Source organism: Paenibacillus pinistramenti, from assembly GCF_005869875.1.
Classification (GTDB): domain Bacteria; phylum Bacillota; class Bacilli; order Paenibacillales; family Paenibacillaceae; genus Fontibacillus; species Fontibacillus pinistramenti.
The window spans coordinates 19,616-43,066 of the sequence record NZ_VAWG01000018.1; the positions used below are offsets into that span (position 1 = coordinate 19,616).

Sequence of the window (23,451 nt, forward strand, 5' to 3'; positions counted from 1 at the left end):
TTACATAAGTGAATTAATCGATCACTTCTCCGGATCGTTTAGCTACACGCACTTTTTTGCCGTTGTCCAATGTTTTGTAACCGATACGAGTTACTTTTCCGCTCTTAGGATCAACGTGCATTACGTTAGAAACGTGAATTGGAGCTTCTTTCTCAATGATTCCGCCTTGCGGGTTGAGTTGGTTAGGCTTCTGGTGTTTCTTCACCATGTTCACACCTTCAACCAGAACGCGGTTCTCACGAGGGTAAGCAGCGATGACGCGGCCTTTTTTGCCTTTGTCTTTACCGCTAATCACGATAACAGTATCTTCTTTTTTAACGTGAAGTTTATTGTTATGAGACTCCAAAATCTTTTTCAGTCTAGGCATCTTCTACACCTCCAATTTATCGGGGTCCCCGAAGCGCTGGGCTTACCATTCGCAGCAAGCCGGACTTTGGGGTGTTGATTAGATAACTTCCGGAGCCAAGGAAACGATCTTCATGAAGTCCTTGTCGCGAAGTTCGCGGGCAACTGGTCCGAAAATACGAGTACCGCGTGGGCTCTTGTCTTCTTTAACAACAACCGCTGCATTTTCATCAAATGCGATATAAGATCCGTCTTTACGACGTACGGAACGTTTAGTACGAACAACAACCGCCTTAACAACATCGCCTTTTTTGACAACGCCGCCTGGTGTTGCTTGTTTTACAGAACAAACGATCAGATCACCAATTTGAGCTGTACGACGTCCAGTACCGCCCAAAACGCGGATACACATCAATTCCTTCGCGCCGGAGTTGTCAGCAACAGCCAAACGTGTAAATGGTTGAATCATTGAAATTTCCTCCTTTCGGTTAAGCTACCGTACAATCAGATAATAACCGCTTCTTCAATAACTTCAGCAAGTCTCCAGCGTTTGTCTTTGGACAACGGGCGAGTCTCAACGATTTTTACAACGTCGCCGATTTTAGCCGTATTGTTCTCGTCATGCGCTTTGAACTTCTTCGTATATTTAATACGCTTGTGGTACAAATCATGTTTCTTGTAAGTTTCAACAGCTACTACGATGGTTTTATCCATTTTATCGCTGACTACTTTACCAATTTGCACTCTGCGGGCATTACGTTCGCTCATGATTGGCCTCCTTCCTGAGTTCGGGTGCTGCTAGTGCAGCTAAGCTATCTTAACTGGTAATCCCAAGTTCTCTTTCACGCAAAACGGTTTTAGCACGAGCTATTTCTCTGCGCACGTCACGGATCCGAGTCGGGTTATCAAGCTGACCTGTAGCCAATTGAAAACGGAGGTTAAAGAGTTCTTCTTTAAATCCGGCAATTTTTTGTTCGATCTCAGCAGTGGTTAAGTTGCGAAGTTCATTAGCTTTCATTTGCTTCACCACCCAATTCTTCACGTTTCACAAACTTTGTTTTGATCGGCAGTTTGTGAGCGGCAAGACGCATCGCTTCACGAGCGATTTCTTCCGATACACCAGCAAGTTCAAACAGGATTTTACCTGGTTTAACAACTGCGACCCATTTCTCTACGTTACCTTTACCGCTACCCATACGAACCTCGAGAGGCTTCTGAGTGATCGGTTTGTCAGGGAAAATCTTAATCCATACTTTACCGCCACGCTTGATATAACGAGTCATCGCGATACGCGCTGCTTCGATCTGACGGTTAGTGATCCATGATGGTTCTGTAGCTTGCAGGCCGAATTCGCCGAAGTTCAGTTCAGTGCCGCCTTTAGCTTGACCTCTAAGACTACCGCGTTGTTGTTTGCGGTGTTTTACACGTTTTGGTACCAACATGATTAGTTGCCTCCTTCCTGAGCAGCTTGTTTCTTAGCCGTAGGAAGAACCTCTCCACGATAGATCCATACTTTTACGCCGATGCGGCCATAGGTTGTATGAGCTTCAGCCGTTCCGTAGTCGATGTCGGCACGAAGCGTATGAAGTGGAACAGTTCCTTCACTGTAGCCTTCTGTACGAGCAATTTCAGCACCGCCAAGACGACCGCTGACTGCTGTTTTAATACCTTTTGCACCAGAACGCATAGTTCTTTGAATCGCTTGTTTCAGAGCACGACGGAAAGAAACGCGACGTTCCAATTGTTGTGCAATGCTTTCTGCGACAAGAATCGCGTCAAGATCTGGAGTTTTGATTTCGGAAATGTTGATGTGAACTTTTTTGCCACCTGCGATTTTAGTAATTTCATTGCGCAGGTTCTCAACTTCGGAACCGCCTTTACCAATTACCATACCTGGTTTAGCAGTGTGGATTGTAACGTTCACACGGTTAGCCGCTCTCTCGATTTCGATGCGAGATACAGCGGATTCTTTCAATTTATTTTTCAGGTGTTCACGGATTTTGACATCTTCCAGAAGAAGATCGCCGAAGTCCTTCCCTGCGTACCATTTAGATTCCCAATCACGGATAATACCTACCCGCAATCCGACTGGATTTACCTTTTGGCCCACACGTTTTCCCTCCTTATTTTTCAGATACCACCAATGTGATGTGGCTAGTGCGTTTGTTGATACGGCTTGCACGACCCATTGCCCGCGGACGGAAACGTTTCATCGTTGGTCCTTGGTTAACGTAAGCCTGAGTAATCACCAATTTATTAACGTCCATAGAATAGTTGTGCTCAGCATTTGCGATAGCCGAGTTCAGCAATTTTTCTACGATCGGAGAAGCTGCTTTAGGAGTATGGCGAAGGATTGCGATAGCCTCGCCCACTTTCTTACCGCGAATCAAATCAACAACGAGTTGAGCCTTACGCGGAGCGATGCGGATCATATTAGCATGTGCTCTTGCTTCCAATTTCGTAACCTCCTCTCATAAAGAAGAACTAGAATTAACGTCTTGTTTTCTTATCGTCGTCCGTATGTCCTTTGTACGTACGTGTTGGCGCGAATTCGCCAAGTTTATGTCCAACCATATCTTCCGTTACATAAACCGGTACATGCTTGCGGCCGTCGTAAACGCCGAAAGTGTGTCCGATGAATTGTGGGAAAATCGTGGAGCGACGGGACCAAGTTTTGATGACAGCCTTCTTGCTGGAAGCTTCCATCTCTTCAACTTTCTTGAGCAGGTACCCATCGATAAAAGGCCCCTTTTTCAAACTGCGACTCATAGGTTAAATCCTCCCTTCGAAACAACTTCAGATGATTTCAAACCGCTCGGTCCACCGGGAAGTTATGCGTAAAAACGCATTACTTCGTACGGCGGCGAACAATGTATTTATCAGAAGCTTTTCCTTTTTTACGCGTTTTGTAACCAAGGGTTGGTTTGCCCCAAGGAGACAATGGAGATTTACGGCCGATCGGAGCGCGACCTTCACCACCACCGTGAGGGTGATCGTTAGGGTTCATTACAACACCGCGAACTTCAGGACGTTGTCCAAGCCAGCGGTTACGTCCAGCTTTACCGATCTTAACGAGCTCGTGGTCTTCGTTACCTACGGAGCCGATTGTAGCGCGGCAAACTTTAAGAATTCTGCGAACCTCGCCGGAAGAAAGGCGAACAGTTACATACTTCTCTTCTTTACCGAGCAATTGAGCTTCTGTACCAGCAGCACGAACGAGTTGTCCGCCTTTACCTGGTTTCAGCTCGATGTTGTGGATAACTGTACCTACTGGAATGTTTTCCAAAGGCAGCGTGTTACCGATTTTGATGTCAGATCCAGGACCGGAAATGACTTGGTCGCCCACTTTCAAGCCTTTAGGAGCGATGATGTAGCGTTTCTCGCCGTCCACATAGTGGATCAATGCGATATTGGAAGTACGGTTCGGGTCGTATTCGATTGTAGCAACGCGACCTGGAATGCCGTCTTTGTTCCGTTTAAAGTCAATGATACGGTATTTACGCTTGTGTCCGCCGCCATGGTGACGAACCGTAATTTTACCTTGGTTGTTGCGGCCAGCTGTTTTGCTCAGCGGCGCAAGCAAAGATTTCTCCGGTACATTTGTTGTGATTTCTTCAAATGTAGAGACGGACATAGCACGTCTTGCCGGGGACGTCGGTTTATACTTTTTGATTGGCACTGTGTTTCCCTCCTAACTTAAAAGAATGTTATACCGATTCAAAGAACTCAAGCGGTTTGCTGTCTGCAGTCAGGGTTACGAATGCTTTCTTCCACTCGGAAGTGTAACCAGAATGACGTCCGTACCGTTTAGGCTTCGCAGGGACGCGCAAAGTGTTTACATTCTTAACTTTGACTTTGAAGATCGCTTCAACAGCTTGTTTGATTTCGGTTTTGTTGGCACGAATGTCAACTTCGAAAACGTATTTCAGGTCACCCATATATTCAGCCGTACGTTCTGTAATCACAGGACGCTTGATAATATCACGAGGATCTTTCATTACGCGAGCACCTCCTCTACCTTCTGAACTGCTTCTTTCGTAATGATCAGCTTGTCGTACGTCAGCACATCAAGAACATTGATGCCGTCAGCTGCAACAAACTTAACCCCTGGAATGTTACGAGCGGAGAGCGCTACGTTATCGTCATAGCTAGGCGCTACAACCAAAGCTTTGCGTTCCACTTTCAGGTTATTAAGGATCGCTGCGAACTCTTTCGTCTTCGGCGCATTAAGCGTCAAAGCGTCAAGCACGATAATTTCGTTGTCGATCACTTTCGAAGAAAGCGCGGATTTGATGGCCAAACGACGAACTTTCTTAGGCAGTTTGAAAGAATAGCTGCGTGGAGTTGGACCGAAGACCACACCACCACCTACCCATTGCGGGGCACGAATGGAACCTTGACGTGCGCGGCCTGTACCTTTTTGTTTCCAAGGCTTACGTCCGCCGCCGCGTACTTCAGAACGTCCTTTAACTTTGTGCGTACCAAAACGAAGGGAAGCGCGCTGCATAACTACAGCATCGTGCAGAACATGAGTATTCGGCTCAATACCGAAAACTGCATCATTCAGTTCAACTTCGCCCACTTGGCTGCCACTTACATTATAAAGTGCTACTTTAGGCATTTTGTGTTCCTCCTTTCTTCAGTCGATTATTTCTTAACCGTTTCTTGGATTTTAACGAAACCGTTCTTAGGACCAGGAATGGATCCTTTAACGAGGAGAACGTTACGTTCTACATCGATTTTAACGACTTCGAGGTTTTGGATCGTTACAGTTTCGTGACCCATGTGTCCTGGAAGGTGTTTGCCTTTAGGAACGCGGTTCGCTTGGATGGAACCCATGGAACCAGGTCTACGATGGTAACGGGAACCGTGAGCCATTGGTCCGCGGCTTTGTCCCCAACGTTTGATAACGCCGGCAAAACCTTTACCCTTAGAAATACCTGTTACGTCAACGAATTCGCCTTCTGCAAAGACATCAGCTTTAATCTCTTGGCCAACTTCATATCCTGCAAGATCAATACCGCGAATTTCACGAACGTAGCGCTTAGGTGTAGAGTTAGCCTTTTTGGCATGCCCTACTTCAGGTTTGTTAGCACTTTTCTCTTTCTTGTCGGAGAAACCGAGCTGTACAGCTTCGTAACCGTCGTTCTCAACATCTTTCTTCTGAAGAACTACGTTCGGGCCTGCTTCGATTACCGTTACAGGAACCACATTACCTTCTGCAGTAAACAACTGGGTCATTCCTAGTTTTTTACCTAAGATACCTTTCATGTTGACACCTCATTCCCTTTACTAATTGACTTACTTCTTATAATTACAATTTAATTTCGATATCCACACCAGACGGCAGATCCAAGCGCATCAAGGCATCCACAGTTTGTGGAGTCGGATTAACAATATCGATCAAACGTTTATGAGTACGTTGTTCGAATTGTTCCCGGGAATCCTTGTACTTGTGTACCGCACGGAGAATTGTAACAACTTGCTTCTCAGTTGGAAGCGGAATCGGTCCGGAAACACCAGCTCCAGAACGTTTTGCAGTTTCAACGATCTTCTCAGCGGATTGATCAAGAATTCTGTGGTCGTAAGCTTTCAAACGAATACGAATTTTTTGCTTTGCCATTTTAGTCCCTCCTTCTATCGCCCAATTTAGTATCGGACATACTCCGTGAAAATTTTCTGACCACTGCCTCATGGCAAAGGGGCCGGGTGTGTCAGTAACCTCTCACATCATCGCAACGTCACAGAACAACATTCATTATTATATAGAAAAGATAGGCGTTATGCAAGCTTATTTTTAAAAAAGCCGAATTAATCTTTGCAGCTAAATATTGCCTTAAGTTTATTAATAAATGAGCTCCGATAATGATGAAGATCCCGGTCTTTTCAGGAGTAAAAAGATTGATTTCATTGTTAACTTATCTATGACCATAAAAAATCCGGTGCTGCCTAAGCAGACACCGGATTCTTCAACTTGCGTTCACAGCACACTGTTACTCTTCACAGCACATTGTTGCATTTATAAAAGATAAGGTTTAGTCAACCTTATTATTTGGAGATTGTAGCTACGGAACCTGCACCTACTGTGCGGCCGCCTTCGCGAATAGAGAACTTAGTTCCTTCTTCGATCGCGATTGGGGAGATCAGGGATACAGTTACAGTGATGTTATCACCAGGCATAACCATTTCAGTACCTTCTGGCAGGTTGATAACGCCAGTTACGTCAGTTGTACGGAAATAGAACTGTGGACGGTAGCCAGTGAAGAAAGGCTTGTGACGGCCACCTTCTTCTTTAGTCAAAACGTACACTTGAGCTTCGAACTCAGTGTGTGGTTTAACAGAAGCTGGTTTAGCCAATACTTGACCACGTTCGATTTGGTTACGGTCAACACCACGAAGCAGTGCGCCGATGTTGTCGCCGGCTTGAGCGGAGTCCAGCAATTTGCGGAACATTTCTACGCCAGTTACAACGGATTTCTTAGTTTCTTCGTGGATACCCACGATTTCGATTTCGTCGCCGACTTTAACAGTACCGCGCTCTACACGACCTGTAGCAACTGTACCACGGCCAGTGATGGAGAATACGTCCTCGACAGGCATCAAGAATGGCTTGTCAACTTCGCGCTCTGGCAAAGGAATGTAAGTGTCGATAGTTTCGAACATTTCAACGATTTTTTGAGCCCATTCGCCATCAGGGTTGTTGAGGGCTTCACGAGCGGAACCGCGAGTGATTGGAGTGTCGTCGCCTGGGAAGTCATATTCGGACAGCAGGTCACGAACTTCCATTTCAACCAGTTCCAGAAGCTCTTCGTCTTCAACCATGTCGCATTTGTTCAAGAATACAACGATGTAAGGAACGCCTACTTGGCGGGACAACAGGATGTGTTCGCGAGTTTGCGGCATTGGGCCGTCAGCTGCGGATACAACCAGGATCGCGCCGTCCATTTGAGCAGCGCCAGTGATCATGTTTTTAACATAGTCGGCGTGTCCTGGGCAGTCAACGTGTGCATAGTGACGAGCAGGAGTTTCGTATTCTACGTGAGCTGTAGAGATAGTGATACCGCGTTCGCGCTCTTCTGGAGCTTTGTCGATTTGGTCGAAAGCTACCGCTGCGCCACCGTATTTTTTGGACAATACAGTTGTGATTGCAGCTGTCAAAGTAGTTTTACCATGGTCGACGTGACCGATAGTACCGATGTTAACGTGCGGTTTATTACGTTCATATTTAGCCTTAGCCATTTTGAACAATTCCTCCTCAAATTTAAGGTTTGTTATGTTTGATCAGAGCGAACGTACCGTTATACAGCACATTCGCTCCGAAAGGAAAAACGATTATTCTCCGCCTTTGTTCTTGGAGATGATTTCTTCAGCAATGCTCTTAGGAACTTCTTCGTAGTGAGACAGTTCCATTGAGAACACGCCGCGTCCTTGAGTACCGGAACGGAGTGTTGTAGAGTAACCGAACATTTCGGAGAGAGGTACTTTGGCACGGATAATTTGAGTACCGCCACGGGAATCCATACCTTCGATACGGCCACGACGGGAGTTCAGCATACCCATAACATCACCCATGTACTCCTCAGGCACTGTTACTTCTACTTTCATGATTGGCTCAAGCAATACAGGCTTACATTTGTCCTTAGCTGCTTTAAGCGCCATGGAACCTGCAATCTTAAACGCCATTTCACTGGAGTCAACATCATGGTACGAACCGTCTACGATAGTGGCTTTAACATCTACAACCGGGAATCCGGCGAGCATACCATTTTTCATAGCTTCTTCAATACCTTGTTGTGCTGGTCCAATGTACTCTCTAGGTACGGAACCGCCGACAACTTTACTTTCGAATTGGCTGCCTGTTCCTGCTTCGAGAGGTTCGAACTCAACCCATACGTGACCGTATTGACCACGACCACCGGACTGACGAACGAATTTACCTTCAACGCGCGCAGGCACAGTGATTGTTTCGCGGTAAGCAACCTGTGGTTTACCCACGTTAGTTTCTACCTTGAATTCACGGCGCATACGGTCGATGATGATATCCAAGTGAAGCTCACCCATACCAGCCAGAATGGTTTGACCTGTTTCTTCGTCTGTGTGAGCGCGAAGGGTTGGGTCTTCTTCTGTCAGTTTGCCGAGAGCAACGCCCATTTTATCTTGGTCGGCTTTAGTCTTAGGTTCAACTGCGATTTCGATAACTGGATCCGGGAAGTTCATGGATTCCAAGATTACCAGATGTTTCTCATCACAAAGTGTATCACCTGTACCTGTATCTTTCAAACCAACCGCTGCCGCGATGTCACCAGCATATACTTCGCTGATTTCTTGACGGCTGTTAGCGTGCATCTGAAGGATACGGCCGATCCGCTCGCGTTTACCTTTTGTTGCATTCAATACGTAAGAACCGGATTGCAAGATACCGGAATATACGCGGAAGAATGTCAACTTACCTACATAAGGGTCAGTCATGATTTTAAATGCCAAAGCCGAGAACGGCTCTTCGTCAGAAGAATGACGAATAGCTTCAGTACCATCCTCAAGGTGACCCTTGATAGCTGGAACGTCAACTGGTGCTGGCAAGTAATCGATAACAGCGTCCAGCATCAGCTGAACCCCTTTGTTACGGTAAGAGGAACCGCAGATTACTGGGAAGATTTTAACTTCAACAACGCCTTTACGGAGCGCTGCTTTCAGTTCTTCGACTGTGATTTCCTCGCCTTCGAGGTATTTCATAGTCAATTCTTCGTCCAGTTCCGCTACTTTCTCAACCAATTCGTTACGAAGCTCTTCGACTTGGTCAAGGAATTGTTCCGGAATTTCAACTTCTTCGATATTTTGACCCAGGTCGTCTTTGTACATAAAGGCTTTCTGAGCAACAATATCAATAATGCCAACGAAGTCGTTTTCTGCACCGATCGGCAGTTGGATCGCAACTGCATTCGCCTGCAGACGTTCACGCATGTCCTTAACTACGTTCAGGAAGTCAGCACCGATAATGTCCATTTTGTTGACATAAGCGATCCGAGGAACGCCATAACGGTCAGCCTGTCTCCAAACTGTCTCAGACTGCGGCTCAACGCCTTCTTTAGCACTGAAAACGCCTACGGCCCCGTCCAATACACGAAGGGAACGTTCAACTTCAACTGTGAAGTCAACGTGTCCCGGAGTATCGATGATATTGACGCGGTGACCCTTCCATTGAGCCGTTGTAGCAGCGGAAGTAATCGTAATCCCGCGCTCCTGTTCTTGCTCCATCCAGTCCATTGTCGCAGCGCCTTCGTGAACTTCACCGATTTTGTGCGTACGGCCTGTGTAGAACAAGATACGTTCAGTGGTAGTAGTCTTGCCGGCGTCAATATGCGCCATGATACCGATGTTACGTGTATTTTTCAAGGAGAACTCTCTTGCCATGAATGGGATCTCCCTTCAAAATTGAAGTATTGGTCTTACAAGCCGAATCCTACCAGCGGTAGTGAGCAAACGCTTTGTTCGCTTCAGCCATTTTGTGTGTGTCTTCACGTTTCTTAACGGAAGCGCCAGTGTTGTTGGATGCATCGATGATCTCAGCAGCCAAACGCTCTTCCATCGTCTTCTCACCGCGGTTGCGGGAGTAGTTAACCAGCCAACGTAATCCAAGGGATGTACGTCTTTCAGGTTTAACTTCGATCGGTACTTGGTAGTTAGCACCACCAACACGACGAGCTTTAACCTCCAGAACTGGCATGATATTCTTAAGCGCTGCTTCAAAAACTTCCATAGGATCGTTACCTGTACGCTCTTGGATCAGGTTGAACGCATTATACAGAATTCTTTGAGCAACACCACGTTTACCGTCAAGCATGATGCGGTTGATCAGGCGAGTAACAAGTTTGCTGTTGTATACCGGATCAGGCAACACGTCTCTTTTTGTAACAGGACCTTTGCGTGGCATGGATATCCCCCTTTCAGAAAAATTCAAATACTTGAGTTATGTTAATCTTAGGATTTTTTAGCTTTAGGACGTTTAGCGCCGTATTTAGAACGGGCTTGCATACGGTTGTTAACACCCGCAGTATCCAAAGCGCCGCGTACGATATGGTAACGTACACCTGGCAAGTCCTTAACCCGGCCACCACGGATCAGCACGACACTGTGCTCTTGCAGGTTATGACCGATACCTGGAATGTAAGCCGTCACCTCTACGCGGTTCGTCAAACGAACACGGGCATATTTACGAAGTGCGGAGTTCGGTTTCTTAGGTGTCATTGTACCTACACGTGTGCAGACACCACGTTTTTGTGGAGCGCTCAGATCAGTAGCCTCACGTTTCAAAGCATTGTAACCACGCTGCAAAGCAGGCGATTTAGACTTCTCAATTTTAGCTTGGCGTCCTTTACGGACTAATTGGTTAATAGTTGGCATTTTTGTTGCCACCCCCTTCCTCGAATTTTAAAAGCTCTTTACAAACCAACATCTTAAGCCCACAGAGCCAGGCGGTTCATAAAAGAACAAAGGAAAAGTTTTTACATCCAGGTTTCCCCTTCTGCAAAAACATTTCAAGCCATTATGGTCTTACAATCGCAGCCATTGCTGCACCAACTTCGATGCCGCATGCCTTGCCCAGATTCTTCATCGTATCGACATAACTAACCTTCACAGATGATTCTTCGCAAAGCGCTACAATCTTTGATGTAATCCGCGGATCTGCATCCTGCGCTACATACACTTCTTCGGCTAGTCCTAACTGAACCATTCGCATGGTTTGTTTGGTGCCGATCCTTACATGAGCATCCTGTAGCCCGTTGTCATTAGACATGGTCAACCCTCCGAAGAAAGACAGGAATTCTCGTACTCACGCACTATGATATATTATCACTTCGTAAAATGGATGTCAAGAACAAGTGAGAGTGTTTTTCGTGCAGATCGTTCTTTTATTCTCCTGATAAAAAAGAAGGCGCAATCCGCTTAGGAGTGCCAATGCCACATTCGTGCCACCAGACTCTAAGCGGTTGCGCCATCAGTCTAAGTCAATAATACGATCTTATTCGACAGAAACCGGCTCTAGGCCTTCTGCCGCTTCTTCATCAATCGATCCTTCAAATTCCACGTTGCGGTAGCGGCTCATGCCTGTACCGGCTGGAATCAGCTTACCAATGATGACATTCTCCTTCAAACCAAGCAGTTTATCCACTTTGCCTTTGATTGCTGCATCTGTCAGGACACGAGTTGTCTCCTGGAAGGAAGCCGCAGACAGGAAGGAGTCAGTTTCAAGCGACGCTTTCGTGATACCGAGCAATACCGGCTTCGCAACCGCCGGCTCATTGCCGGACAGGATCGCTTCTTTATTGGCCATCTCGTACTCATAAAGATCAACAAAGGAGCCTGGCAGCAATTGAGTATCGCCTGCATCAACGATGCGGATCTTGCGCAGCATCTGCTTGATCATAACTTCGACGTGCTTGTCGTTGATTTCTACGCCCTGGTTCCGGTATACGCGCTGAACTTCCTGAAGGATATAGTTCTGTACGCCGCGGATCCCTTTGATGCGAAGAATCTCTTTAGGGTCAATAGAACCGTCGGTAAGCTCATCGCCCGCCTCGATTTCCATGCCTTCGCTGACGCGCAAGCGTGAGCCGTAAGTGACGGAGTATACTTTTGTTTCTGCTTCGCCCTGGACTTCGATTTCACGACGGTCCTTAGCTTCGCGGATTTCTTTGATTACGCCGTCAATCTCACTGATTGTAGCTTGACCTTTCGGATTCCGGGCTTCAAAGAGCTCCTGGATACGCGGAAGACCTTGGGTAATATCGTCTCCGGCAACACCGCCGGTATGGAACGTACGCATGGTAAGCTGGGTTCCCGGTTCACCGATGGATTGAGCCGCGATAATACCAACCGCTTCACCGATCTCAACGTGTTTGCCTGTCGCCAGGTTGCGTCCGTAACATTTCTTACATACACCGTGACGGGCACGGCAGCTGAGCACGGAACGGATTTGCAGCTTCTCAACACCAGCGTTAACGATGGCATTTGCTTTATCCGTATCAATAAGCTCATCGCGATGAATGATAATTTCACCGGTTTCCGGATGACGAATTGTCTCAAAACAATAACGTCCTTCAATACGGTCGAACAGATCCTCAATGATCTCTTTACCGTCCTGAATTCGAGAAACTACGATACCTTTATCGGTTCCGCAATCTTCTTCGCGAACGATAACGTCCTGGGCCACGTCTACGAGACGGCGAGTCAAGTAACCGGAGTCCGCAGTACGAAGCGCGGTATCCGCCAGACCTTTACGGGCACCGTGTGTCGAGATAAAGTACTCGAGGACGGTCAGGCCTTCACGGAAGTTCGCTTTGATTGGCAGTTCGTAGATTCGGCCGGATGGTGTTGCCATCAGACCACGCATACCGCCCAGCTGGGTAATCTGGGATTTGTTCCCCCGCGCTTTGGAATCCACCATGAGCATAATGGAGTTGAAGCGGTCCATCGATTTCATGAGGACGTCCGTCAGCTGATCCTTAGCTTTGGACCAGATATCGATAACACGGTCATACCGTTCTTCATCCGTGATCAGACCGCGACGGTACTGGTTGGTTACTACGCGGACTTTCTCATCAGAGTCGGCCATGATTTGTTTCTTCGCTTCTGGAACCACAACGTCGGACACGGCGATACTAACACCGGCACGAGTGGAATATGTGAAGCCGAGCTGTTTGATTCTATCCAAAATCACCGAAGTTTCGGTTGTATGATACGTTTCGAAGCAGCGCGCGATAATGGAGCCCAGATATTCTTTACCAACCGCGCTTGCGATTGGAGCCGCATCAATCAATTCCTTGACGTTGGCACCTTTTTCATAAATGAAGTACTTCTCAGGTGTACCGTTAAAGAGGTTATCCCGAGTAGCTTCATTGATGTAAGGGAATGTTTCCGGGAAAATTTCATTAAAAATAATTTTACCCACAGTCGTAATCAACAGGGCATCCTGCTGCTTCTCGTTAAAGATCACTTTATTCAAGACTTTAACAGGAATAGCTACACGCGCATGAAGCGCTGCAGCACCACGCTGGTAGGCAGAAACCGCTTCGTTAACGCTGCCCAGAATCATACCGGAACCTTTGGCTTCCTTGTTATCCATAGTCAGATAGAAAGAGCCAAGGACCATATCCTGGGACGGAGTAACAACCGGTTTGCCGTCTTTAGGGTTCAGGATGTTGCCGGAAGCCAGCATCAAAATGCGTGCTTCAGCCTGTGCTTCAGCGGACAATGGAACGTGCACGGCCATTTGGTCACCGTCAAAGTCAGCGTTGTAAGCTGTACATACGAGCGGATGCAAACGGATTGCGCGGCCTTCAACCAGAATCGGCTCAAACGCCTGGATCCCGAGACGGTGAAGCGTAGGGGCACGGTTCAGCAGAACCGGATGCTCCTTAATTACTTCTTCAAGGACATCCCAAACTTCAGGGCTTACGCGTTCTACTTTACGCTTGGCACTCTTGATGTTATGAGCGAGTCCTTTATTTACAAGCTCCTTCATTACAAACGGCTTGAACAGTTCCAAAGCCATTTCTTTCGGGAGACCGCATTGGTACATTTTCAGATAAGGACCTACGACGATAACGGAACGGCCGGAATAGTCAACCCGTTTACCGAGGAGGTTCTGCCGGAAACGTCCTTGTTTACCCTTCAGCATATGGCTGAGGGATTTCAAAGGACGGTTACCAGGGCCCGTTACCGGACGGCCGCGGCGGCCATTGTCGATCAAAGCGTCAACCGCTTCCTGCAGCATCCGTTTCTCGTTCTGAACGATGATGTCCGGAGCGCCAAGATCAAGCAGACGCTTCAAACGGTTGTTCCGGTTGATTACGCGGCGGTACAAGTCGTTAAGGTCAGACGTTGCAAAACGTCCACCGTCCAGCTGTACCATCGGACGCAGTTCCGGAGGGATGACCGGAAGCACGTCAAGAATCATCCATTCCGGCTGGTTGCCGGAGCTCTTGAACGCTTCGATGACTTCGAGGCGCTTGATTGCCCGGTTCCGGCGCTGTCCTTGAGCTGTGCGGAGTTCCTCTTTCAGGAACTCCAGCTCTTTATCGACATCCAGATCCTGCAGCAATTTCTTCACCGCTTCAGCACCCATGCCAGCCTGGAACCCGTAGCCGTATTTCTCACGGTAGCTGCGGTATTCTTTTTCAGACAGGAGTTGTTTCTTCTCAAGCGGCGTATCACCAGGATCGGTAACTACATAAGATGCAAAATAAATGATCTCTTCCAGCGATCTTGGGGACATATCCAGAGCCAGACCCATACGGCTAGGAATCCCTTTGAAATACCAGATGTGAGATACGGGAGCTGCCAATTCAATGTGGCCCATGCGTTCACGGCGCACTTTCGCACGCGTAACTTCTACGCCGCAGCGGTCACAGACAACGCCTTTATAACGGACGCGTTTGTATTTACCGCAATGACATTCCCAGTCTTTTGTAGGGCCAAAAATCTTCTCACAGAAGAGCCCTTCTTTTTCCGGCTTCAGTGTACGATAGTTAATCGTTTCCGGTTTCTTAACTTCTCCGCGGGACCAAGAACGAATTTTTTCTGGGGAAGCAAGCCCAATTTTCATAAACTCGAAGTTGTTGACGTCCAACAAGGAGCATCCCTCCTTAACCAAGTCCTGATTTATACTCTATTCTACGCTGACTTCCGCGCCTTCCAGATTCAAGCTCAGCTTATCGCCGGCTGCATCATCTTCATCATCCAGTTCCTTCATCTCGATCTCTTCTTCGTTCTCGCTCAGGATCTTAACGTCCATACCCAAGCTTTGAAGCTCTTTGATCAATACTTTGAAGGATTCCGGTACGCCTGGCTCCGGTACATTCTCACCTTTAACGATGGACTCGTACGTCTTAACACGTCCTACCACGTCATCGGATTTAACAGTCAAAATTTCCTGCAGAGTGTACGCAGCACCATAAGCTTCCAGCGCCCAAACCTCCATCTCACCAAAACGCTGTCCGCCGAACTGGGCTTTACCGCCGAGAGGCTGCTGCGTAACGAGAGAGTAAGGACCTGTGGAACGGGCGTGAATCTTATCATCGACCATGTGCGCCAGTTTGATCATATGCATGACGCCAACCGTCACTTCACGCTCGAACGACTCACCAGTACGTCCATCATACAAAATGGTTTTACCGTTTCGCTGCATGCCGGCTTCTTCCATGGTGTCGAATACGTCATATTCGTTCGCCCCGTCAAATACCGGAGTTGCCACGTGGATACCAAGCTTCATAGCAGCCATACCAAGGTGAATTTCAAGCACCTGACCGATGTTCATCCGCGATGGTACGCCCAGCGGGTTGAGTACAACCTGTACTGGTGTTCCGTCCGGCATGAACGGCATATCTTCTTCCGGCAAAATACGCGCAACGACACCCTTGTTACCGTGACGTCCGGCCATTTTATCGCCTTCGGAAATTTTACGCTTCTGCGCAATGTATACACGTACCAGCTGGTTTACGCCTGGAGGCAGCTCATCGCCGTTCTCACGGGTAAACACCTTAACGTCAACAACGATCCCGTCCGTACCATGCGGTACCCGCAGAGAGGTGTCACGCACTTCACGAGCTTTTTCACCAAAAATCGCATGCAAGAGGCGTTCTTCAGCCGTCAGTTCAGTAACCCCTTTAGGCGTTACTTTACCAACGAGAATATCGCCAGCGGCAATCTCGGCACCGATGCGGATAATACCGCGTTCGTCGAGGTTGCGAAGCGCTTCTTCCCCAACGTTAGGGATATCGCGCGTGATTTCTTCAGGCCCAAGCTTGGTATCACGTGCTTCGGATTCATATTCTTCAATATGAATGGAAGTATAAACGTCTTCTTTAACGAGCTTCTCGCTCAGCAGGATCGCATCCTCGTAGTTGTAGCCTTCCCAAGTCATAAAGGCCACGACCACGTTGCGTCCCAGTGCCAGTTCGCCCATTTCCGTGGATGGACCGTCTGCAAGGATATCTCCTTTTTTGACAAATTCCCCACGCTTGACGATTGGACGCTGGTTGATGCATGTGCCGTGATTCGAACGTTTAAATTTGTGTAATTTATGTTTAATGATGTCGCCTTTGACTTCTTTGCCGTCTACCATTTCTACACGGCGGAGCCAAACTTCGTCCGCTGTAGAGCGCTCGATGACACCATCATATTTGGAAACCAGACAAACGCCGGAATCTTTCGCGGCTTTATGTTCCATCCCGGTTCCGACAAGCGGAGCTTTAGGAATCAAAAGCGGAACGGCCTGCCGCTGCATGTTCGATCCCATGAGGGCGCGGTTGGAGTCGTCATTTTCAAGGAACGGAATGAGCGCTGTCGCTACGGATACAACCTGTTTAGGGGAGATATCCATGTAGTCAACGCGGTCACTAGGCATCGTCAAGATATTGTCGGACTGCTTGTTATAACGGACGATAACCATCTCATCCTTAAACTTGCCTTCCTCGGTAAGCTCAACGTTCGCCTGAGCGATTACATAGTTGTCTTCTTCATCGGCCGTCAGGTAAGCAATTTGCTTGGTTACTTGACCTGTCTTCGGATCTACCCAGCGGTACGGTGCTTCAATGAAGCCATACTCATTAATACGGGCAAAAGTAGACAGAGAGTTGATCAGACCGATGTTCGGACCTTCCGGTGTCTCGATCGGACACATACGGCCATAGTGGGAGTGGTGAACGTCCCGTACTTCCATGCCCGCACGTTCCCGTGTCAGACCGCCAGGTCCGAGTGCAGAAAGACGGCGTTTGTGCGTAAGTTCAGCAAGCGGGTTCGTCTGGTCCATGAACTGGGACAGCTGCGAACTGCCAAAGAACTCTTTAATAGATGCAATTACAGGACGAATGTTGATCAATGCTTGCGGCGTAATCACATTCGCATCCTGGATGGACATTCTTTCGCGAACCACACGCTCCATACGGGACAATCCGATACGGAACTGGTTCTGCAGAAGCTCGCCCACAGAACGCAGACGGCGGTTGCCCAAGTGGTCAATATCGTCAGTGTTGCCGATCCCGTGCAGCAGGTTAATGAAATAGCTGATCGAAGAAATGATATCCGCAGGCGTGATATGCTTAACGGATTTATCAATGTTGCGGTTAGCGATTACCTTAACCACTTTGCCGTCTTCAATCGGCGAGAAGATATCAATCGTTTGAAGAGGCACATCTTCCGCCCCAAGAACACCGTTAGCCAAGTGGTAATCTTTAAAGCTTACCCCTTGCTCCAGCAGAGGAAGGATCTCATCCAGCAGACGACGGTCCACCAATTGACCTGCTTCGGCAATAATTTCACCTGTTGTAGTGTCGATCAGGGATTCAGCCAGGCGCTGGTTGAACAAACGATCTTTAATGTGCAGCTTCTTGTTAATTTTATAGCGGCCTACATTAGCCAAATCGTAACGCTTTGGATCAAAGAAACGAGCGACAAGCAAGCTCTTCGCATTCTCTAATGTCGGCGGTTCGCCCGGACGAAGACGTTCGTAAATCTCAATCAAGGCCTTCTCCGTGGAATCCGTGTTGTCCTTATCCAAAGTGTTGCGAATATATTCATCATTGCCGAGCAAATCCAGAATTTCAGCATCTGTGCCAAAACCAAGTGAACGCAGCAATACAGTTACAGGTATTTTACGCGTACGGTCGATCCGGACATAAATGATGTCCTTAGCGTCCGTTTCGAGCTCCAGCCATGCGCCGCGATTCGGAATTACTGTAGCGGTGTACGTTTTTTTGCCGTTTTTATCGACTTTCGTACTGAAATAGACGCTTGGGGAGCGTACCAACTGGCTGACAATAACCCGTTCTGCGCCATTGATAACGAATGTGCCGGTTTCTGTCATCAGCGGGAAATCCCCCATGAACACTTCTTGCTCTTTGACTTCGCCGGTTTCCTTATTAATGAGCCGAACTTTTACTCTAAGCGGCGCTGCATACGTCACGTCGCGTTCTTTCGCGTCGTCTACGGTATACTTCGGTTCGCCTAGGCTGTAATCGATAAATTCCAAGACCAAATTGCCTGTGAAATCCTGAATTGGCGAGATGTCCTGGAACATTTCCCGCAATCCTTCCTCCAAAAACCACTCGTAAGATTTCTGTTGGATCTCAATCAGGTTCGGAATTTCGAGAACCTCGTTAATTCTTGCATAACTCCGCCGAGTGCGTCGACCATATTGAACAAGATGTCCTGCCAACTTAAACTCACCCCTCATGTCTACTCACTTAAAAATACATTGCGAACCCGTGTTTGTACGCTTATAATAAAACCCATAAACGGATTCTACAAACAAGCAAAAACGGCTTTACGACCTATAATTTAGGCCGACACCCGTTTTAGTGTCCGGAAGACAAACCTCATCCCCCGGCAAATAAAAAGCCCCTACCCGATACTTCGAAGAAAGAGCATATTGATTCCGCGTCACCTTCGACGGAATCCCCCATATTCAATAGATTTGCCCAAAATGTACATATTATACGTAAACAAGCGCCGAATTATACGCCGCCGTATAAAATATGCTTGACATCTTCACAAACTAAAGACATAGAGGGCATCCTAATGCTGACATTTTATAATAATACCATGTGCCCATATATAAGTCAACGATTTTCAGAAAAAGTCAAGAAGATTTATTTTACAGCTTTGAAAATTCGATATCCCTTCTCTTTCGTGACTTCTTCAACTGAACTGAAATGCTGTTCCAGTTTGTCCTTGGCGGAAGGTGCACCTTGTTTCTTTTGAATAACAACCCAAAGAGCTCCCCCAGGCTTTAACCGCTTATAAGCTCCTTCAAATACGGCATGCACCACCGCTTTTCCAGCGCGAATCGGCGGGTTGGTCAGTACTACATCAAATTTCTCGATTTCTGGAACACTCGAGTAGATGTCGCTCTGCAAAACGGTAATGTTCGTAATCCCGTTAGCTTTTGCATTCTCCTCAGCCAGTGCAGCAGCCCGTTCGTTCACATCAATCATAGTGACATGTCCTTGCGGCGCTAATACCGCTGCAGCCAGGCCGATCGGTCCATAACCGCAGCCCACATCCAGAATAAGAGCTTGACTGCCAATTTCCATAGCCTCGATTAAAACCTTACTGCCGAAGTCCACTTCCTGCTTGGAAAATACACCGGCATCACTCGTGAATCGGAATTTGCGTCCACGAAGAACGGCTTCTATGATCCTTCTGTCATGAGCGGCTTCCGGCCTGCTGGAATAATAGTGATCCGCCATTGTTGACCTCCAACAAAGTATAGTCGATTCGCTTGTTAGATATCAGCGCTTATAAAAACAAACCCCTTGAAGACTCAAGGGGTTTGTCTATTAGAAGGAAGAAATTATTTAACTTCTACAGTTGCGCCTGCTTCTTCCAATTTAGCTTTAGTAGCTTCTGCATCCTCTTTGGATACTTTTTCTTTCAATGGTTTTGGAGCGTTGTCTACCAGGTCTTTAGCTTCTTTCAGACCAAGACCAGTGATTTCGCGAACCACTTTGATAACGTTGATCTTGGAAGCACCAGCGTTAGTCAAGATTACGTCGAATTCAGTTTGCTCAGCAGCTTCAGCTGCTGCGCCGCCGCCTGCTACTACAACTGGAGCTGCAGCAGTTACGCCGAATTCTTCTTCGATTGCTTTAACCAGTTCGTTCAGTTCAAGAACTGTCATACCTTTAATTTCTTCCAAAATTGTTTCTTTGCTCATGAGTTAAACCTCCATTATATTAATAAAATTTATTTGTTATTACGCTACGAAGTTTATACCAAGCCGCTTACGCGCTTGCTTCGTCTTCGCCTTTTTCTGCAACGGCTTTGACTGCCAGCGCAAAGTTGCGAACTGGAGCTTGAAGCACGCTGAGGAGCATGGAAAGGAGACCTTCGCGGGAAGGAAGATCAGCCAGCGCTTTGATTTGATCAACGCCAACTACACGACCTTCAACAATACCACCTTTGATTTCCAAAGCATCATTCTTCTTAGCGAAATCGCTCAGAATTTTTGCAGGCGCGATAGCATCTTCAGCACCGAAGGCAATTGCAGTAGGACCAGTCAGAACTTCATCCAGCTCTGTCAGTTCCGCAGCTGCAGTCGCACGACGAACGAGTGTGTTCTTCAATACTTGAAACTCAACACCCGCTTCGCGAAGCTGCTTACGCAGTTCCGTAACTTGGGAAACATTCAGACCACGATAGTCAGCAACAACTGTAGTTGTGCTGGCTTTCAGCTTGGAAGCTACCAGCTCAACCGCCGCCTGTTTGGACTCGATTACTTTTGCGTTTGCCAAATTGTACACCTCCTATAAAGATTACTTAATCCGCAAGACATTTGCTTCTCTCATGAAGCTCCGGGATATGAAAAAGACCTTCACAGTAGAACTGCGAAGGTCTGATGATTCATCATTTGCGAAGCAAATTCCGAACTTATATCACAACACCTCGGTAGGAAATTAAGCCTTTCGGCACCTACTGTCTACGGTAAGCATATTCGATTATCATGAAATCAATGCAACCATTACAGTATAGCAGGGAATGACCGAATCAGTCAACCCTCATTCCTTAGCCGAAGCCTGGGAATAATTATCTGTAAACGGAAGTAGCAACGCGGACGCTTGGTCCCATCGTCGAAGAAACGGCGATGTTCTTCAAGTATACGCCTTTAGCCGCTGCAGGTTTTGCACGGTTCAGTGCATCAATCAGAGCTTTGAGGTTGTCGTTCAGCTGTTCTGGGCTGAAAGAAACCTTTCCGATTGGAGCATGAATTTGGCCTGCTTTGTCCAGACGATACTCGATTTTACCTGCTTTGATTTCTTGAACGGCTTTCGTTACATCAAATGTAACTGTGCCTGCTTTAGGGTTAGGCATAAGGCCTTTACCGCCGAGAAGACGGCCCAATTTACCAACTTCGCTCATCATGTCCGGTGTAGCTACGCAGACATCGAACTCGAACCAGCCTTGTTGGATTTTGTTGATCATGTCTTGATCGCCTACGAAGTCAGCGCCAGCAGCTTCCGCTTCTTTTGCTTTCTCGCCTTTAGCGAATACCAGAACGCGTTGTGTTTTACCAGTGCCATGAGGCAGGACAACGACACCACGAACGGCTTGGTCTTGTTTACGAGGGTCAACGCCCAGACGTACTGCAGCTTCAACAGTTTCGTCGAATTTAGCAGCAGCCGCCTTCTTCACAAGCTCAACAGCTTCTGAAGGCTCATAAGTTGCTTCGCTGTCAATCAGCTTGGCAGCTTCAAGGTATTTCTTACCGTGTTTAGCCATGAAATGTTCCTCCTTGTGTGGTATTAGCGGAAATTCCTCCCACTAGCTTCAAATTAATAATCGCTAGGAAGCGAATATAATTTGAAGGCAACTCGGTTGATATATTCAACAACTCGGTTGCTTAACAAACTCCAAGATTAGTCTTGGATTGTGATACCCATACTGCGGGCAGTACCTTCAACCATACGCATAGCTGCTTCAACGGAAGCTGCGTTAAGGTCAGGCATTTTCTGTTCTGCAATTTGACGAACAGTATCGCGGTTAACAGTTGCTACTTTCTTCTTGTTAGGTTCACCGGAACCCTTCTCGATTTTAGCAGCTACACGAAGCAATACTGCAGCCGGTGGAGTTTTCGTAATGAAAGTAAAGGAACGGTCTTCAAATACGGAAATTTCAACCGGAATAATCAAACCAGCCTGGTCAGCTGTACGAGCGTTAAACTCCTTACAAAAAGCCATGATGTTAACACCTGCTTGACCGAGAGCCGGACCTACTGGAGGAGCTGGATTCGCTTTACCCGCAGGAATTTGCAGTTTTACCACTTTAATTACCTTCTTAGCCATGTAAGACACCTCCTTGACCTAGTAATGCAGAGCAGGAATACAAACCTCTGCATAAAACCATGTTGCTATAGCTTTTCGACTTGAGTGTAGTCAAGTTCAAGCGGGGTTTCCCGGCCAAACATGTTGACATGAACTTTAACCTTGCTCTTATCGGTAAGCACTTCTTCAACAGAACCGACAAAATTGGCGAATGGACCAACTTTAATCCGTACAGATTCTTTGATCTCGAATTCAATTGTCGGCTTAGGTTCTTGCATACCCATGTGATGAAGAATCTGTTCCACTTCCTCAGGAAGGAGCGGAGTCGGTTTAGAGCCGGAGCCTGTCGAACCAACAAAACCGGTTACTCCAGGCGTGTTGCGGACAACATACCAGGAATCGTCAGTTTGGATCATTTCCACCAAGACATAACCAGGGTAAACTTTGCGCATGACAGTCTTCTTCTTACCGTCTTTGTTCACCACTTCTTCTTCCATCGGAACAAGAACCCGGAAAATCTTGTCTTCCATGCCCATAGACTCGACACGTTTCTCCAAATTGGCTTTGACCTTATTCTCATACCCGGAATAGGTATGAACTACATACCATCTTTTTTCCATATCAAGCCACCTAAGGACCCTTCTTAAATTATCGCTTCGATCACAGCGGAGATACCGATGTCAATAACCCAAAAGTAAACGGCGACAACCACAATTGTACCCAGCACAATCAGCGTGTAATTCGTCAACTCTTTACGATTGGGCCAGCGAACCTTTTTAAGTTCAGCCCAGCTTTCGGAGAAAAAAGAAAACATCGACTTGAAACTGCGTTTCATGCGCGACTACACCTCCACAGACTATCTGGTTTCGCGATGAGGAGTTTGCTCGTTACAAAACTTGCAAAATTTCTTCATCTCCATGCGGTCAGGGTGGTTACGCTTGTTTTTAGTTGTCGTGTAGTTTCTTTGTTTGCAATTCGTACAAGCCAACGTAATAATTACCCGCATGATGTGCACCTCCCGAAGACATCTTTATCAAGATAGAAGTCTCTAAATAATCCGGATGAACCGGCAAAAGCAGGTCCTCATTCAGCGCGGTATAGATAAGAAAATAGGGAACTTGCAACTATACTTTCTTATCCATGCCAAACAAGCATGAATTTAGGCCTACTCAAAACACTTTATCACAATTTCAATGCCCATGTCAACGAAAGAATTAGACCTTCAAATGCTGGCAGGGCTTGAGACAAAGCTGCATTTCCATCAATCTCCTGGGCTGATCGACGCACC

The 23,451-nt window shown here is 47.1% G+C and carries 28 protein-coding genes and 1 other annotated feature; all 28 genes read right to left on the minus strand.

Annotated elements, in window-relative coordinates; genetic code table 11:
* Positions 1 to 13: 13 nt before the first annotated feature.
* A complete protein-coding gene (gene rplX / locus FCN15_RS16255) occupies positions 14 to 367 on the minus strand; it encodes a 50S ribosomal protein L24 (RefSeq protein ID WP_068698219.1) in 354 nt (117 codons plus the stop codon).
* Positions 368 to 445: 78 nt separating this feature from the next.
* Positions 446 to 814: a 50S ribosomal protein L14 gene (rplN, locus tag FCN15_RS16260; protein ID WP_068698221.1), complete on the minus strand. Its 369-nt coding sequence runs from the start codon at positions 812 to 814 to the stop codon at positions 446 to 448.
* 35 nt (positions 815 to 849) lie between these two features.
* Positions 850 to 1,113, minus strand: a complete 264-nt coding sequence (gene rpsQ / locus FCN15_RS16265) for a 30S ribosomal protein S17 (RefSeq protein ID WP_068698222.1) — start codon at positions 1,111 to 1,113, stop codon at positions 850 to 852.
* A 49-nt stretch (positions 1,114 to 1,162) separates the two neighbouring features.
* Positions 1,163 to 1,363: a 50S ribosomal protein L29 gene (gene rpmC / locus FCN15_RS16270; RefSeq protein WP_108467047.1), complete on the minus strand. Its 201-nt coding sequence runs from the start codon at positions 1,361 to 1,363 to the stop codon at positions 1,163 to 1,165.
* Positions 1,353 to 1,787: a 50S ribosomal protein L16 gene (gene rplP / locus FCN15_RS16275; RefSeq protein ID WP_068698226.1), complete on the minus strand. Its 435-nt coding sequence runs from the start codon at positions 1,785 to 1,787 to the stop codon at positions 1,353 to 1,355. The genes rpmC and rplP overlap by 11 nt, the downstream gene beginning before the upstream one ends.
* Positions 1,788 to 1,789: 2 nt before the next feature.
* Positions 1,790 to 2,455 (minus strand): 30S ribosomal protein S3, encoded by a 666-nt coding sequence (rpsC, locus tag FCN15_RS16280; RefSeq protein ID WP_094094345.1) that lies wholly within the window; start codon positions 2,453 to 2,455, stop codon positions 1,790 to 1,792.
* A gap of 13 nt (positions 2,456 to 2,468) precedes the next feature.
* Entirely contained in the window at positions 2,469 to 2,777 is a 309-nt protein-coding gene (rplV, locus tag FCN15_RS16285) for a 50S ribosomal protein L22 (RefSeq protein WP_420819588.1), read from the minus strand.
* Positions 2,778 to 2,835: 58 nt separating this feature from the next.
* On the minus strand, positions 2,836 to 3,114 hold the full coding sequence (gene rpsS / locus FCN15_RS16290; protein WP_094094347.1) for a 30S ribosomal protein S19: 279 nt from the start codon (positions 3,112 to 3,114) through the stop codon (positions 2,836 to 2,838).
* Positions 3,115 to 3,193: 79 nt separating this feature from the next.
* Positions 3,194 to 4,024, minus strand: coding sequence for a 50S ribosomal protein L2 (gene rplB, locus FCN15_RS16295; RefSeq protein ID WP_138496042.1), 831 nt, complete (start codon positions 4,022 to 4,024; stop codon positions 3,194 to 3,196).
* Between the two features lie 28 nt (positions 4,025 to 4,052).
* Positions 4,053 to 4,343: a 50S ribosomal protein L23 gene (gene rplW / locus FCN15_RS16300; RefSeq protein WP_068698236.1), complete on the minus strand. Its 291-nt coding sequence runs from the start codon at positions 4,341 to 4,343 to the stop codon at positions 4,053 to 4,055.
* Positions 4,343 to 4,966, minus strand: coding sequence for a 50S ribosomal protein L4 (rplD, locus tag FCN15_RS16305; protein ID WP_138496043.1), 624 nt, complete (start codon positions 4,964 to 4,966; stop codon positions 4,343 to 4,345). The genes rplW and rplD overlap by 1 nt, the downstream gene beginning before the upstream one ends.
* Positions 4,967 to 4,992: 26 nt before the next feature.
* Positions 4,993 to 5,616, minus strand: coding sequence for a 50S ribosomal protein L3 (rplC, locus tag FCN15_RS16310; RefSeq protein ID WP_138496044.1), 624 nt, complete (start codon positions 5,614 to 5,616; stop codon positions 4,993 to 4,995).
* A gap of 43 nt (positions 5,617 to 5,659) precedes the next feature.
* Complete coding sequence (rpsJ, locus tag FCN15_RS16315) at positions 5,660 to 5,968, minus strand: 30S ribosomal protein S10 (protein ID WP_068698242.1); 309 nt, start codon at positions 5,966 to 5,968, stop codon at positions 5,660 to 5,662.
* Positions 5,969 to 6,393: 425 nt separating this feature from the next.
* Complete coding sequence (tuf, locus tag FCN15_RS16320) at positions 6,394 to 7,584, minus strand: elongation factor Tu (RefSeq protein WP_138496045.1); 1,191 nt, start codon at positions 7,582 to 7,584, stop codon at positions 6,394 to 6,396.
* Between the two features lie 93 nt (positions 7,585 to 7,677).
* Positions 7,678 to 9,756, minus strand: a complete 2,079-nt coding sequence (gene fusA / locus FCN15_RS16325; protein WP_138496046.1) for an elongation factor G — start codon at positions 9,754 to 9,756, stop codon at positions 7,678 to 7,680.
* A 49-nt stretch (positions 9,757 to 9,805) separates the two neighbouring features.
* Positions 9,806 to 10,276, minus strand: coding sequence for a 30S ribosomal protein S7 (gene rpsG / locus FCN15_RS16330; protein WP_138496047.1), 471 nt, complete (start codon positions 10,274 to 10,276; stop codon positions 9,806 to 9,808).
* A gap of 47 nt (positions 10,277 to 10,323) precedes the next feature.
* On the minus strand, positions 10,324 to 10,746 hold the full coding sequence (gene rpsL / locus FCN15_RS16335) for a 30S ribosomal protein S12 (RefSeq protein WP_138496048.1): 423 nt from the start codon (positions 10,744 to 10,746) through the stop codon (positions 10,324 to 10,326).
* Between the two features lie 142 nt (positions 10,747 to 10,888).
* Positions 10,889 to 11,140, minus strand: a complete 252-nt coding sequence (locus FCN15_RS16340) for a ribosomal L7Ae/L30e/S12e/Gadd45 family protein (RefSeq protein WP_138496049.1) — start codon at positions 11,138 to 11,140, stop codon at positions 10,889 to 10,891.
* Positions 11,141 to 11,365: 225 nt separating this feature from the next.
* On the minus strand, positions 11,366 to 14,977 hold the full coding sequence (rpoC, locus tag FCN15_RS16345) for a DNA-directed RNA polymerase subunit beta' (protein ID WP_138496050.1): 3,612 nt from the start codon (positions 14,975 to 14,977) through the stop codon (positions 11,366 to 11,368).
* A 36-nt stretch (positions 14,978 to 15,013) separates the two neighbouring features.
* Positions 15,014 to 18,559 carry a DNA-directed RNA polymerase subunit beta gene (gene rpoB / locus FCN15_RS16350; protein ID WP_138496051.1) on the minus strand — a complete coding sequence of 1,182 codons (3,546 nt, stop codon included), beginning with the start codon at positions 18,557 to 18,559 and terminating at the stop codon, positions 15,014 to 15,016.
* Positions 18,560 to 18,992: 433 nt separating this feature from the next.
* Complete coding sequence (locus FCN15_RS16355) at positions 18,993 to 19,592, minus strand: class I SAM-dependent methyltransferase (RefSeq protein WP_138496052.1); 600 nt, start codon at positions 19,590 to 19,592, stop codon at positions 18,993 to 18,995.
* Between the two features lie 104 nt (positions 19,593 to 19,696).
* Entirely contained in the window at positions 19,697 to 20,059 is a 363-nt protein-coding gene (gene rplL / locus FCN15_RS16360) for a 50S ribosomal protein L7/L12 (protein ID WP_138496053.1), read from the minus strand.
* Between the two features lie 67 nt (positions 20,060 to 20,126).
* Entirely contained in the window at positions 20,127 to 20,636 is a 510-nt protein-coding gene (rplJ, locus tag FCN15_RS16365; RefSeq protein ID WP_138496054.1) for a 50S ribosomal protein L10, read from the minus strand.
* A gap of 61 nt (positions 20,637 to 20,697) precedes the next feature.
* Positions 20,698 to 20,845 (minus strand) — a sequence feature (ribosomal protein L10 leader region).
* Positions 20,846 to 20,928: 83 nt separating this feature from the next.
* Positions 20,929 to 21,621 carry a 50S ribosomal protein L1 gene (rplA, locus tag FCN15_RS16370; RefSeq protein WP_138496055.1) on the minus strand — a complete coding sequence of 231 codons (693 nt, stop codon included), beginning with the start codon at positions 21,619 to 21,621 and terminating at the stop codon, positions 20,929 to 20,931.
* A gap of 137 nt (positions 21,622 to 21,758) precedes the next feature.
* Complete coding sequence (rplK, locus tag FCN15_RS16375; protein ID WP_026263624.1) at positions 21,759 to 22,184, minus strand: 50S ribosomal protein L11; 426 nt, start codon at positions 22,182 to 22,184, stop codon at positions 21,759 to 21,761.
* A 65-nt stretch (positions 22,185 to 22,249) separates the two neighbouring features.
* Positions 22,250 to 22,783 (minus strand): transcription termination/antitermination protein NusG, encoded by a 534-nt coding sequence (gene nusG / locus FCN15_RS16380; RefSeq protein ID WP_138496056.1) that lies wholly within the window; start codon positions 22,781 to 22,783, stop codon positions 22,250 to 22,252.
* Between the two features lie 23 nt (positions 22,784 to 22,806).
* Positions 22,807 to 22,998: a preprotein translocase subunit SecE gene (gene secE / locus FCN15_RS16385; RefSeq protein WP_068698266.1), complete on the minus strand. Its 192-nt coding sequence runs from the start codon at positions 22,996 to 22,998 to the stop codon at positions 22,807 to 22,809.
* A 21-nt stretch (positions 22,999 to 23,019) separates the two neighbouring features.
* Positions 23,020 to 23,169 (minus strand): 50S ribosomal protein L33, encoded by a 150-nt coding sequence (gene rpmG, locus FCN15_RS16390; RefSeq protein WP_076176720.1) that lies wholly within the window; start codon positions 23,167 to 23,169, stop codon positions 23,020 to 23,022.
* Positions 23,170 to 23,451 lie beyond the last annotated feature (282 nt).